This window comes from Pseudomonas agarici, from assembly GCF_001543125.1.
Taxonomy (GTDB): Bacteria; Pseudomonadota; Gammaproteobacteria; order Pseudomonadales; family Pseudomonadaceae; genus Aquipseudomonas; species Aquipseudomonas agarici.
In genome coordinates this window covers 481,133-493,528 of record NZ_CP014135.1, presented here as the reverse complement: position 1 = coordinate 493,528, position 12,396 = coordinate 481,133, and the positions used below count along the sequence as shown (strand labels likewise).

The following is a 12,396-nucleotide window of genomic DNA, read 5'->3' as shown; positions in this document are numbered from 1 at the left end:
GTAGGAAATCTCTGAAGATCGGCAGTTTACAGGCTAAGCGAGCGGTGCTTTAAGCTGAATTTGGCGAAAGATGTCAACTTGCCAGATGAGCGGCCACGGTTTGCCCGCGCAATCCGTAAAAAAGCGGGGATTGCGTGGGCTTCGGGCGAATTCAGGCGGGCTCTTTGACGCTCAGGATAGTCAGCAGGCCTTGGGCATGTTCGGCGGCGTCACGGCCCAGGCTGGTCAGGTAACCCCCGTCGACTTGGGTGATCAGCTCCTTATCGAACAGGCGTTTGGCGGCGGCGATGGCTTTCGGGGCAGCGGTCTGGTGAATTTTCAGACCTTCCTGGGAACTCCCCAGGTTGAACAGTGCGAGGATTTCCAGTTCGGCAACCAACTCAGGGGTATACGACATAAGGACTCCAGACTTTCTAGGAATTATTGGACAGAGTTCCTAAGGTGATCCCACTTGCACGGACTGTCCAGTGCCGGGTGAGCGCTTGGCCGGAAGCAGGCGTGGAATCAGTTGTTACGGGGTTTTACCAGTGTAGACAGTCCTTGCTCAAGCGCTCATTGATTTTCGGGCGGCAGCTTTGGCAAGGCTCGCAAGGCGTCTTCGTACCACTGGGTATCGAACGCGCGATCATCGTCGAGCATCGCGTCGATTTCCACCGCCAGTACATGGGCCATGAGGTTGAGGATCTCGTCGCGTTCGTAGCCGACCAGGGTCAACTTGTTGAACATGGCCTTGGCGGCTGGAGGAGTATCGCTTTCGATCTGGTTTTCGATGGCCTGGATCAGGGTGCTCTCGGCAAACGCTTCGTCGTCGTTATCGAGATCGATGGGTTCGCTCATGGCGGGCTCCTCAAGGAAAGGTTGGCAGTTTACCCTTATTCGGCAAGGTAATGCTGCTGGTCGATTGTCGTGCAGTGCTCTATAACTGCCTGCGCCAACCACCCTACACGCCCTGGAGGTTTTGTGATGCTCAAGCTTTATGGATTTGCTGTCAGCAACTACTACAACATGGTCAAGCTGGCATTGCTCGAAAAGGGTTTGTCCTTCGAGGAAATCCCGTTCTACCCCGCACAGACGCCCGAGGTCCTGGCAATCAGCCCGCGCGCGAAAGTCCCGGTACTGGGCGTGGAGCAGGGCTACATCAGCGAAACCAGCGTGATCCTCGAATTCCTCGACGACACCCAGGGCGGCAAGGCGTTGCTGCCCAAGGATCCATTCCAGCGGGCCCAGGTGTTGGCACTGGCCAAGGAGATCGAGCTGTATATCGAACTGCCGGCGCGAGCTTCGTTTGCCGAAGTGTTCTTTGGCATGCCCGTGCCGGAGGCAATCAAGGAAAAGACTCGGACCGAACTTTTGCTGGGTTTTGCCTCGCTCAAGCGCCATGGCAAGTTCGCCCCCTATGTGGCGGGCAGCGAATTGAGCGTGGCGGATCTGTATTTTCTTTACAGCGTCGACCTGGCCTGTGCGGTCGGTCAGAAGCTGTTCGGGATTGATCTGTTGGCCGAGATGCCGCAGGCGAAGGCCTTGCTGGAGCGGCTGCAGCAGACTGCATATGCGCAGCGGATCGCGGCGGACAAGGACGCCGCGATGCCGGAGTTCCTGGCGATGATTGCCGCCAGGAAATAACAAAAACCTGGCGAGCCGCAATGCCATGGAGGCCTAATGCGGTCTTGAGGTCAGTTGGCGTCGCTAACCGGCAAGGACTGGCGGCTGGCGAGCAGTGCCTGGCCGCGGGCGACCGCCGCCTTCACCTGCTCTGGCGCTGTGCCGCCGATATGGTTACGGGCGTTGACCGAGCCTTCCAGGGTCAACACCGTAAACACGTCTTGGTCGATCTGGTCGCTGAACCGACGCAATTCTTCCAGGCTCATTTGTGCCAGGTCCTTGCCGCTTTCCACACCGTACTTCACCGCATGGCCGACGATCTCATGACAATCGCGGAACGGCAGGCCACGGCGTACCAAGTAGTCCGCCAGATCGGTCGCGGTGGAGAAACCGCGCACTGCCGCTTCGCGCATCGTCGCGTGTTTGGGTTTGATCGCCGGGATCATGTCGGCGAAAGCCCGTAGCGAATCGCGCAGGGTGTCGGCGGCGTCGAACAGCGGCTCTTTGTCTTCCTGGTTGTCCTTGTTGTAGGCCAGCGGTTGGCCTTTCATCAGGGTCAGCAGGCCCATCAACGCACCGAATACCCGGCCGGTCTTGCCGCGTACCAGTTCCGGCACGTCCGGATTTTTCTTCTGCGGCATGATGGAACTGCCGGTGCAGAAGCGGTCCGGCAGCTCGATGAACTGGAATTGCGCGCTGGTCCAGAGCACCAGCTCTTCGGAGAAGCGCGACAAGTGCATCATCGCGATGCTGGCCGCCGAGCAGAATTCGATAGCGAAGTCGCGATCCGAAACGTTGTCCAGGGAGTTGCCGCCGACCGCTTCGAAACCCAATAGTTGGGCCGTGTATTCGCGGTCGATGGGGTAGGTGGTGCCGGCCAGTGCGGCGCTGCCCAGGGGCATACGATTGGTGCGCTTGCGGCAGTCCACCAGGCGTTCGTAGTCACGGCTGAGCATCTCGAACCAGGCCAACATATGGTGGCCGAAGGTCACCGGCTGCGCGGTCTGCAGGTGGGTGAAGCCGGGCATGATACTGTCGGCTTCACGCTCGGCCTGTTCCAGCAGGCCTTTTTGCAGGCGGGAGATTTGCGCCAGGATCAGGTCGATTTCGTCCCGCAGCCACAGGCGGATATCGGTGGCAACCTGGTCGTTGCGGCTGCGCCCGGTGTGCAGCTTCTTGCCGGTGACGCCGATACGGTCGGTCAGACGCGCCTCGATGTTCATGTGTACATCTTCCAGGTCCACGCGCCAGTCAAAGTTGCCGGCCTCGATTTCCCCCTGGAGGGTGGTCAGTCCGTCGATGATGCTGTCGCGCTCGGTATCGCTCAGGACGCCGACCTTGGCCAGCATCCTGGCGTGGGCGATGGAGCCCATGATGTCGTGACGATAGAGGCGCTGGTCGAACGTGACGGAGGCGGTGAAGCGTGCGACGAAGGCGTCGACGGGTTCACTGAAGCGGCCGCCCCAGGACTGATTGGTCTTGTCGGTGCTCATGGATTCGCTCGTGATCTACTGAAAGTGGGTTGCCGGAAAAGTCGTTGCTGATCATAACAGGGTTGTCCCGACTGGCGCTGACGCGGGGCGCGCGGTTTTTATTGCGAGCGCACCGGTCAGATGGCTTGTCGGCGACGGCGCAGGCGCGGAGACTGGGTGTCTCGTTTTGGGAATACGCCCCGTATGCCAATCTCACGAACGAAAATGGCGCCTGGTGCGCCGGCGACAGCGGAATTCTTTCTACCGCAGCTCTGCCTGCCAGAGGCGCTGCTGGTGCTGGTGGTATTGGCCGAGCTGCTGGTGATGGTATTGGTCTTGTCTGAGTCGATGCCTGGCGGTTTCGACTGGGTACGCTTGGCACTGACCTCGCTGTACGTGCAGTGGATCGTGCTGCTGTCGGCGGCGGCGCTCTGTGGCGCCCGGTCCTGGCTGGTGCGCCTGCGTCCCGCAGTGGCGGGCGCCTTGTGCTGCGCCCTGGTGATCGGCTTGACGCTGACTTGCACGGCCCTGACCGAGTACTTTGCCCTCGCCGAGCGGCAGGTCGATGCCGGCAGTTTCAGTCGTTATCTGCGCCATGGCTTGATCAGCCTCATCATCTCGGCGCTGATGCTGCGCTACTTTTATCTGCAGAGTCAGTGGCGACGCCAGCAGCAGGCGGAACTGCGAGCGCGGCTCGAAGCACTACAGGCACGGATCCGACCGCATTTCCTGTTCAACAGCCTGAACAGCATTGCCTGCCTGGTGAGGAGCGATCCACGGCAGGCCGAGCAGGCGGTGTTGGATCTGTCCGACCTGTTCCGGGCCAACCTCGCCCAGTCAGGGAGCCTGGTGTCCTGGCGCGACGAGCTGGAATTAGCGCAACGATATTTGTCGATCGAACACTATCGTCTTGGCAACCGTCTACAGTTGGACTGGAGGGTGGGGACAATTCCGGATGATTTGCCGATCCCGCCACTAACCTTGCAACCATTGCTGGAAAACGCTCTGATCCATGGAATCGCGCCGCGGGTCGAAGGCGGGGTGGTCAGAGTCGAAGCCAGCTACAAAGAGGGAGAGTTCATATTGTGTATCAGCAATCCCTACGACGATGCTGCCCGGCAGCAGGTGTCGAGCGGTACTCAACTGGCGCTAGTGAACATTGGTGCCCGACTTACGGCACTTTTTGGGCCTCGCGCTAGTCTTACCATGGATCGCCGTGACGGACGTCACTTCACTTGTCTACGCTATCCTTGTACGAGACTCACGCAGGAATCCAGCGCAATATGAATGTCCTGATCGTTGATGACGAACCACTGGCCCGCGAGCGCCTGAGCCGTTTGGTTGGCGAACTCGAGGGTTACAGTGTCCTGGAGCCCAGCGCCACCAATGGCGAAGAGGCCTTGGCCCTGATCGACAGCCTCAAGCCGGATGTCGTCTTACTCGATATCCGCATGCCCGGCGTGGATGGGTTGCAGGTGGCCGCGCGTTTGTGCGAGCGCGAAACGCCGCCGGCGGTGGTGTTCTGCACCGCCCATGACGAGTTTGCCCTGGAGGCGTTCCAGGTCAGCGCCGTGGGGTATCTGGTCAAGCCGGTGCGTGCCGAGCACCTGCTTGAAGCCTTGAAGAAGGCCGAGCGGCCCAACCGCGTGCAACTGGCCGCCCTGACCCGGCCGGCCGCGCAGAGCGGCGCCGGCCCGCGCACCCATATCAGTGCGCGGACCCGCAAGGGGATCGAGCTGATTCCGCTCGACCAGGTGATCTATTTTATCGCCGACCACAAGTATGTGACCTTGCGCCACGAAGGCGGCGAGGTGTTGCTCGATGAGCCGTTGAAGGCCCTGGAGGACGAGTTCGGCGATCGCTTCGCGCGTATCCATCGCAACGCCCTGGTGGCCCGCGAACGCATCGAGCGTCTGCAACGCACGCCTCTGGGGCACTTCCAGTTATTCCTCAAGGGTCTCAACGGCGATGCGCTGATCGTCAGTCGGCGCCATGTCGCCGGTGTGCGCAAGATGATGCAACAGCTTTAATCCGGGGCTTGTCGCAGGCCCCGTGATTCGTTCATTGGCTGTTCCGAGCCGGAGAGGCAGCAGAGTTTCTGATACAAGACAAAGCTAGCCGGGCCGAACTGTTATTATCTGCCGTATCTATTCAGTACGGATCGATCTATGTCCTCTCGCGAAATCCGCATCGCTACCCGTAAGAGCGCGCTGGCCTTATGGCAGGCCGAATACGTCAAGGCTCGCCTGGAACAGGCTCATCCGGGGTTGAACGTGACCCTGGTGCCGATGGTCAGTCGCGGCGACAAGCTGCTGGACTCGCCGCTGTCGAAGATCGGCGGCAAGGGATTGTTCGTCAAGGAACTGGAAACCGCGCTGCTCGAGCATGAGGCGGACATCGCCGTACACTCGATGAAGGACGTGCCGATGGATTTTCCCGAGGGACTCGGTCTGTTCTGCATCTGCGAGCGCGAGGATCCTCGCGATGCCTTCGTTTCCAATACCCACGCCAGTCTGGATGCGTTGCCGTCGGGCGCTGTGGTCGGTACTTCGAGCCTGCGTCGCCAGGCGCAATTGTTGAGTCACCGTCCAGACCTGCAGATCCGCTTCCTGCGTGGCAACGTCAACACTCGTCTGGCCAAGCTCGACGCTGGCGAGTACGACGCCATTATCCTGGCGGCGGCGGGGCTGATCCGGCTGGGCTTCGAAGATCGTATCACCTCGACCATCAGCGTCGAAGACAGTCTGCCGGCGGGTGGTCAGGGCGCGGTCGGTATCGAGTGCCGTAGCGCCGACAGCGAGATTCATGCACTGCTCGCGCCGCTCCATCACGCCGACACCGCCGTCAGGGTCAGCGCCGAGCGGGCTCTGAACAAGCACCTCAACGGTGGCTGCCAGGTGCCGATTGCCTGTTATGCCGTGCTCGAAGGCGAGCAGATTTGGTTGCGTGGCCTGGTCGGCCAGCCTAACGGGGGCTTACTGCTGAGCGCTCAAGCACGTGCTCCGCAAGCGGATGCTCAGGCGTTGGGCGTGCGGGTTGCCGAGGATTTGCTGGGGCAGGGCGCGGACGTCATCCTCAAGGCTGTCTATGGCGAGGCCAGCGAGGAATGAGCGGTTGGCGTCTGCTGCTGACGCGGCCGGCGGATGACTCGACCGCGCTTTCGGCGGTACTGGCCGAGGCCGGGATCTTCAGCAGTGCCTTGCCGCTGCTGGAAATCGAGCCGCTGGCTATCGATGGCGCCGGGCTGACGAAGATTCTCAAGTTGCCTTTCTATTCGGCGGCAATTGTCGTCAGCAAACCGGCTGCGCGCCTAGGGTTGGAGCTGGTGGATCAGTACTGGCCGCAACCGCCGTTGCTGCCCTGGTTCACCGTGGGTATCGCGACGGCCAAGCTGCTGGACGACTATGGCTTGCGGGTGGGCTACCCGGCCGATGGCGATGATAGCGAGGCCTTGCTCGATTTGCCGGCCTTGCGCGAGGTCCTGGCGCAGCCCGATCCCCGTGTGCTGATCTTGCGCGGCGAGGGTGGCCGCGAGCTCCTGGCTGAGCGTTTACGCAGTCAAGGTGCTAGTGTCGACTATCTGGAACTCTATCGCCGCCGCTTGCCGGCGTATGCCGAGGGCACCCTGATCCGACAGATTCACGGGGAACGCCTGAACGGGCTGATGGTCAGCAGTGGGCAGGGTTTTGAACACCTGCAGCAATTGGCGGGGGCGGATTGGCCGCAAGTGGCCCGGCTGCCATTGTTTGTTCCAAGTCCTCGGGTGGCGCAGATGGCCCGTGCCGCCGGGGCACAATATGTAGTGGATTGTCGTGGTGCCAGCGCCACGGCTTTGCTGGCGGCGCTACGGGAGTTCCCCGTACCCGCTTTCTGAATGCGAAGGATGGATACGTGAGCGAAGCAGCCTTGCCAAAAGAACAAGCTCAACCGGTGCCCGAGGCGCCGGTCAAACCGCCGGTGGCGCCTGTCGAGCGCCGTGGCAATGGTCTGGCGATCCTGGCGTTGCTGCTGGGTGCCGCTGGCGTGGCCGCGGGCGGCTGGGGTGTCTGGCAGGTGCGCAACCTGCAGGCCCATCACCTGCAGCAGAGTGGGCAACTGCAGGACCTGGGCAACCAGGCGCAGTCGCTCAATTTGAGCGAGCAGCAATTAGCCCTGCGTCTGGATCAGTTGCCGGGCGCCACCGAACTGGAGGATCGTCGGCGTCTGGTGGCGCAATTGCAGGGCGATCAGCAGCGCCTGAGTCAGCGCCTGGACAGCGTCCTGGGAGCCAGTCGCAAGGACTGGCGCCTCGCCGAGGCCGAGCATTTGTTGCGCTTGGCCACGTTGCGCCTATCAGCGTTGCAGGATATCCCCAGTGCCCTGGCCCTGGTCCGGGGGGCCGACGATATCCTACGGGAACAAAACGACCCAGGCTCCTTTGCTGCCCGCGAACAATTGGCCAAGAGCCTGGCGGCGCTGCGCAATACCGAGCAGCCGGATCGTACTGGACTGTTCCTGCAACTGGGTGCGTTGCGTGACCAGGTCGCACAGCTCAACGAGCTGGCGCCGGAGTACCAGGACCGCGGTGATTCCCTGCTGGGCCTGACCTCCGATGGCGACGGCGCCAGTCGCTGGGCGCAGTGGTGGGACGAGATTTCTCGCTATATCCGTATCGACTTCAACGCCAACAAGAACATTCGGCCGCTGCTCGCCGGGCAGAGCCTGACTCAGGTTCGCCTGGCCTTGAGGCTGGCACTGGAGCAGGCGCAGTGGGCGGCCCTGAATGGCCAGGCAGGGGTTTACACCCAGGCGCTGACAGAGGCCCGTGATGTGTTGACCGGCAGTTTCAACCCAGACAGTCCGCAGAGCAAGGGCATGGTCGAACAACTTAGCGAGCTGAGCGAAAAACCGGTGACGGTGCTGACTCCGGATCTCGCCGCGACCCTCGGTGCCGTCCAGGCTTATCTCGAGCGCCGGCAGGTGGAAGTCGATAGGCCTGTGAGCGGCAACGCCAACCCGACGCAGGAGGCCCGTCCATGAAACGGTTTATCGCGATTGCACTGCTGGTCATTGTCGCGGCAGGCCTGTTGGGTTTCGCGATTTCCAGGCATGCCGGTTACGTTCTGATTGCCTATGACAGCTTTCGTTACGAATCCAGCCTGTGGGCATTCCTGGCCGTGCTGCTGGTGTTGTGGCTGGTCTATCGGCTGGTCAGATTCCTCGTGGGCTTGGTTACGGCGTCGAGTTCGGCTGCCAATCCCTGGTCCCGCCGCAACCGCAGCCGGCGGGTTTGGCTGGCTATCGAGCAAGGCCAGATGGATCTTGCCGAAGGCCGTTGGGCCAGCGCGCAGAAGCACTTGCAGCGGGCTGCCGAGGCAGAGCGCCAGCCACTGCTTTATTACCTCGGCGCGGCGCGTGCGGCCAATGAGCAAGGCAAATATGAAGAGTGCGACAGCTTGTTGGAGCGCGCACTGACGCGTCAGCCGCAGGCCCAACTGGCGATCGCGCTGAGTCACGCGCAGTTGCAAGTGGACCGTAGCGATACCGAGGGTGCTTTGGGTACGCTGCAAGCCATGCACGAGCTGCATCCTCACAGTATCCAGGTGCTGCGCCAGTTACAGCGGCTGCATCAGCAGCGTGGCGACTGGTCGGCGGTGGTCCGGCTGTTACCGGAGTTGCGCAAGAACAAGGCGCTGGCACAAGGTGAGCTGATTGAGCTGGAGCGACGCGCCTGGGGTGAAAACCTCAGTCTGGCGGCGCGCCGTGAAGAGGACGCTACAGCGGCTCTGCAATCGCTGGAGCGGGCCTGGCAGCAATTGTCCTCGTCCCAACGGCAGGAACCGCCACTGGTGTTGGCTTATGCCGAGCAACTGCGTCGGTTGGGGGCCGAGGTCCAAGCCGAGGAAGCGTTGTACGCGGCGCTCAAGCGTCAGTACGATAGCCATCTTGCGCGTTTGTATGGGTTGCTGCGCGGGCGCGATCCGGCTCGCCAGCTACAGACCGCCGAGGGCTGGCTCAAGGAGCATCCGGCCGATGCCAGCCTGTTGCTAACACTGGGGCGCTTGTGCCTGCAAAACAGCTTGTGGGGCAAGGCTCGCGATTACCTGGAAGGTAGTCTGCGGGTGCAGCGCAACCCGGAAGCCTGTGCCGAGCTGGCCAGGCTGCTGGCCCGGTTGGGAGACACTGAGCGTAGCAATCTGTTGTTTCAGGAGGGCCTTGGCCTGTTGGACGAACGCTTGCTCGCGATGCCTCTACCGGTGTCGGTGAGCGCCTAGAAGAGACTGGGACGGATGGTTCGCGATGAGCGCCCGTCTCAGGCTCCTGGCCTATTTCCCTGTAATACTCTGATACCGAAATCCTACTCGCTACTTAATGGTTTCATAGGATGTCTGTCGGTAATTCCCTACAGGCTTGAGGAATTATCTGCAGTGACCCTGCTTGAAAGGGCCAAGGCCTTTCCTCTACCGTAACTGCCTGTCTCTCCTGTTACGGAAAAGCCATGTTCTTGGCCCGCTCACGCTCTCTGTTCTCTCTCGCTTTTCTGGCGGCGACCCTGGTCATGGGGGCATCGTTGTACCTGGAGTATGGAGTCGGGCTGAAACCGTGCTCGCTGTGCGTGATGCAACGCCTATTTCTCGGCGGCTTCTGCCTGGTCAGCCTGGTGGGCGCATTGCACGGACCCGCGCGCATCGGCCGCTGGGTCTATGGTGCGCTGGGGCTGGTGTTCGTGCTGGCGGGTGCGGCGACGGCGGTCCGGCAAGTGCTGCTGCAGCGGGTGCCATTGGAGGAACTGATGATCTGCCAGCCCGGACTGCATTGTCTGATGCAGCAGGTATCTCCCTTCAAGGCACTGATCTTGATGTTCCGGGCGACCGCCGAGTGTGCTCAGATCCACTGGACCCTGTTCGATCTGAGTCTCCCCGAGTGGAGTTTGCTGGCATTTGTCGGCATGGGTATTCTGGCGATCTATCAGATAGTTGGCCCGGCCACAGGCTCTAAGCACCGCACCTGAAGCAGCCTATCGCCGTCCTCGGGATTAAACACTTGTATGAACTTTATCTCCTGCGTACCTTGAAGCGGGTGTCGTGCGGGCATAATCTGGCCCGCACGTGTTATTGCAAATAGGTTGTTTTGTTTGGCCAAGTCAGAATCCTCGGTTTATACGAGGTCGGGCGGCACGACCCAGAAGGGAAGAGATCACCATGCTCGAAAGTTGTCAGAATGCTCAGGAACGTTGGGGTGGAGTGCATCTGCTGATCGACCGCTGGTTGCAGGCGCGTCACGAACTTGTACGAGCCTATGATGCTCTTGGAGCCGAGCCCGGAGCTCTGGCGGACAATCGCCAATCGCTCCAAGAGTTTTGCGGGGGCTTAGTGGATTATGTGTCGGCCGGCCACTTCGAAATCTACGAACAGCTCACCGGTGAGGCTAAGGTCTTCGGTGATGAGCGCGGGCTGGAGCTGGCCGAGACGATCTATCCACGTATCGAGGTGATCACCGAGAAGTTGCTGGCTTTCAACGACCTGTGCGACGCCGGAAAATGCGTGGCGCAGAAGTTCCAGGAGCTGGGTGGGTTGCTGCACGAACGCTTCGAACTCGAAGACTGCCTGATCGAGGTACTGCACACCTCGCACAAGCAAGAGTTGGTCGATCCGGCTTGAGGTGTAGCGATTTCTCGATGAAAACGGTGCGTGGGGCGCACCGTTTTTCGTTTGTGGGACGAGCTCAGTTGGCGACGCCCAACAATTCGATATCGAATACCAGCGGCGTATAGGGGGCGATCAGGTCACCCGCGCCATCCGCGCCATAGGCTTGTGCCGAAGGCAGCACCAGGCGCCACTTGGCGCCGACCGGCATCTGCGGCAACGCGCTGCGCCAGCCATTGATCACACTGTCCAGGCGAAACCATTGTGGTTGGCGGTTCTGGTCGAACACCGTGCCATTGGGCAAGTGTCCTACATAACGTACTTGCACCCGGCCATTGGCAGCTACTTTTTCGCCGGTGCCTGGGGTCAGTTCGGTCATCAGGATTCCATTGGACAGCTCCCGGACACCCGGCTGGGCTTTTTCTCGGGCGAGGAATTCTTTCTCGGCTTCGAGGGCTATTTCGCTTTGCGGCTTCGTCGATTCCGCGACGATTCGGGCTTCGTGAGCGGCCAGGATCTGCTCGATTCGCTCCTGCTTCAAGGCCAGCGGCTTGCCCTGGTAAGCCTGCTGCAAACCTTCGATCAGGGCTTTGAGCTGCAGGCCCGGAACCTCCTGGCGCAAGCGTTCGCCGAGGCTAGCGCCCAGGCTATAGGCAAGGCCCTGGGCATCGTCGGTTGTTTCTTTTGGCGCGCCCTGGGCCAGCGGCAAAACCAGGCACAACGACAGCAGTAGATAACGCGACATGGAGATTCTCCGGCCTGTGATCCGAAGGATTATGCCAGTGCTGCGCGATGGTTGTTGGAGCACCCGCGACACCATGAAAAACTGCCGCGGGCGGTGTGATCGAAACTGGCGGTGGAGCGCGACAAAGAGTGCGCGCCCGGTCTGCAAAAATACGATGAAATATCGCCTGGGCGAGAAGAATTTTATCGGCAATTGTTTGGCTCGCCCAATGATCCCGAAGAACTTTTTTTGCCGCATGCAACGCCCGGCATTCGATACTGTCAACATGCCCTAGCGGCGTTAGTCACAGAGGGCTAGTATGAGCCGCACTCACGTCAGCCAGGAGGTAAACCATGTCGGCCACCAAGAAGCCTGTAAATACTCCGTTGCACTTACTCCAACAGTTGTCGGGCAGCTTGCTCGAACATTTGGAAAACGCTTGTTCCCAAGCCCTGGCTGATGCTGAAAAATTGCTCGCCAAACTGGAAAAACAACGCGGTAAAGCACAAGAAAAATTGCATAAATCCCGGACCAAATTGCAGGATGCCGCAGCCGCTGGAAAAGCCAAGGCGCAAACCAAAGCCAAGACGGCCGTCAGTGAGTTGGAAGACCTGCTCGACAAGCTGAAAACCAGCCAGTCCGAAACCCGCTCCTACATTTTGCAACTCAAGCGCGATGCGCAAGAGAGCCTGAAGCTGGCGCAAGGTATTGGGCGTGTGAAAGAAGCTGTTACCAAGGCTCTGTCTACTCGAACTGCCCAAACTGCTGCGCCGGTCAAGGTTGCTGCCAAACCAGTTGCTGCTAAAGCTGCTGTTACCAAGCCGGCGACCAAACGGGTTGCTGCTAAAACGGCTGCCGCCAAACCGGCTATTGCTAAAACCGCTGCCGCTAAGCCTGCCGCCAAACCGGCTGCTGCTAAAACCGCTGCCGCTAAGCCTGCCGCCAAACCGGCTGCTGCTAAAACCGCTGCCGC

The 12,396-nt window shown here is 60.7% G+C and carries 14 protein-coding genes; 10 read left to right on the top strand and 4 right to left on the bottom strand.

Going from position 1 to position 12,396, the window contains the following annotated elements; genetic code table 11:
* Nucleotides 1–151: 151 nt before the first annotated feature.
* On the bottom strand, nt 152–397 hold the full coding sequence (locus AWM79_RS02305; RefSeq protein ID WP_060782061.1) for a TIGR02647 family protein: 246 nt from the start codon (nt 395–397) through the stop codon (nt 152–154).
* Between the two features lie 155 nt (nt 398–552).
* The gene (locus tag AWM79_RS02300; RefSeq protein WP_017130281.1) at nt 553–837 is read right to left on the bottom strand and encodes a hypothetical protein; all 285 of its coding nucleotides are present in this window, start codon (nt 835–837) and stop codon (nt 553–555) included.
* 126 nt (nt 838–963) lie between these two features.
* Between AWM79_RS02300 and AWM79_RS02295 the strand changes: the two genes are divergently transcribed.
* The gene (locus AWM79_RS02295) at nt 964–1,623 is read left to right on the top strand and encodes a glutathione S-transferase family protein (RefSeq protein ID WP_060782060.1); all 660 of its coding nucleotides are present in this window, start codon (nt 964–966) and stop codon (nt 1,621–1,623) included.
* Between the two features lie 50 nt (nt 1,624–1,673).
* On the opposite strand, the gene argH is transcribed toward AWM79_RS02295, so the two are convergent.
* Nucleotides 1,674–3,095, bottom strand: coding sequence for an argininosuccinate lyase (gene argH, locus AWM79_RS02290; RefSeq protein ID WP_060782059.1), 1,422 nt, complete (start codon nt 3,093–3,095; stop codon nt 1,674–1,676).
* A gap of 204 nt (nt 3,096–3,299) precedes the next feature.
* On the opposite strand from argH, the gene AWM79_RS02285 reads away from it, so the two are divergent.
* The 8 genes from AWM79_RS02285 to AWM79_RS02250 all read left to right on the top strand — a co-directional run bounded on the left by AWM79_RS02285 (nt 3,300) and on the right by AWM79_RS02250 (nt 10,714).
* On the top strand, nt 3,300–4,361 hold the full coding sequence (locus AWM79_RS02285) for a sensor histidine kinase (protein WP_156430070.1): 1,062 nt from the start codon (nt 3,300–3,302) through the stop codon (nt 4,359–4,361).
* Nucleotides 4,358–5,104, top strand: a complete 747-nt coding sequence (locus tag AWM79_RS02280; RefSeq protein ID WP_017130277.1) for a LytR/AlgR family response regulator transcription factor — start codon at nt 4,358–4,360, stop codon at nt 5,102–5,104. Before AWM79_RS02285 ends, AWM79_RS02280 begins: the two co-directional genes overlap by 4 nt.
* 138 nt (nt 5,105–5,242) lie before the next feature.
* Nucleotides 5,243–6,184, top strand: a complete 942-nt coding sequence (gene hemC, locus AWM79_RS02275) for a hydroxymethylbilane synthase (RefSeq protein WP_060782057.1) — start codon at nt 5,243–5,245, stop codon at nt 6,182–6,184.
* Nucleotides 6,181–6,948 (top strand): uroporphyrinogen-III synthase, encoded by a 768-nt coding sequence (locus AWM79_RS02270; protein WP_060782056.1) that lies wholly within the window; start codon nt 6,181–6,183, stop codon nt 6,946–6,948. The genes hemC and AWM79_RS02270 overlap by 4 nt, the downstream gene beginning before the upstream one ends.
* A 17-nt stretch (nt 6,949–6,965) precedes the next feature.
* Nucleotides 6,966–8,093 carry a uroporphyrinogen-III C-methyltransferase gene (locus AWM79_RS02265; protein WP_060782055.1) on the top strand — a complete coding sequence of 376 codons (1,128 nt, stop codon included), beginning with the start codon at nt 6,966–6,968 and terminating at the stop codon, nt 8,091–8,093.
* Nucleotides 8,090–9,328: a heme biosynthesis HemY N-terminal domain-containing protein gene (locus AWM79_RS02260; RefSeq protein WP_060782054.1), complete on the top strand. Its 1,239-nt coding sequence runs from the start codon at nt 8,090–8,092 to the stop codon at nt 9,326–9,328. The genes AWM79_RS02265 and AWM79_RS02260 overlap by 4 nt, the downstream gene beginning before the upstream one ends.
* Nucleotides 9,329–9,552: 224 nt before the next feature.
* Nucleotides 9,553–10,065: a disulfide bond formation protein B gene (locus AWM79_RS02255; protein ID WP_060782053.1), complete on the top strand. Its 513-nt coding sequence runs from the start codon at nt 9,553–9,555 to the stop codon at nt 10,063–10,065.
* A 190-nt stretch (nt 10,066–10,255) separates the two neighbouring features.
* A complete protein-coding gene (locus AWM79_RS02250) occupies nt 10,256–10,714 on the top strand; it encodes an Rsd/AlgQ family anti-sigma factor (protein WP_017130271.1) in 459 nt (152 codons plus the stop codon).
* A gap of 64 nt (nt 10,715–10,778) precedes the next feature.
* On the opposite strand, the gene AWM79_RS02245 is transcribed toward AWM79_RS02250, so the two are convergent.
* On the bottom strand, nt 10,779–11,444 hold the full coding sequence (locus AWM79_RS02245) for an FKBP-type peptidyl-prolyl cis-trans isomerase (RefSeq protein WP_060782052.1): 666 nt from the start codon (nt 11,442–11,444) through the stop codon (nt 10,779–10,781).
* Nucleotides 11,445–11,776: 332 nt separating this feature from the next.
* On the opposite strand from AWM79_RS02245, the gene AWM79_RS25220 reads away from it, so the two are divergent.
* A partial coding sequence (locus AWM79_RS25220; RefSeq protein WP_208599923.1) for an AlgP family protein occupies nt 11,777–12,396 on the top strand: 620 nt, incomplete at its 3' end.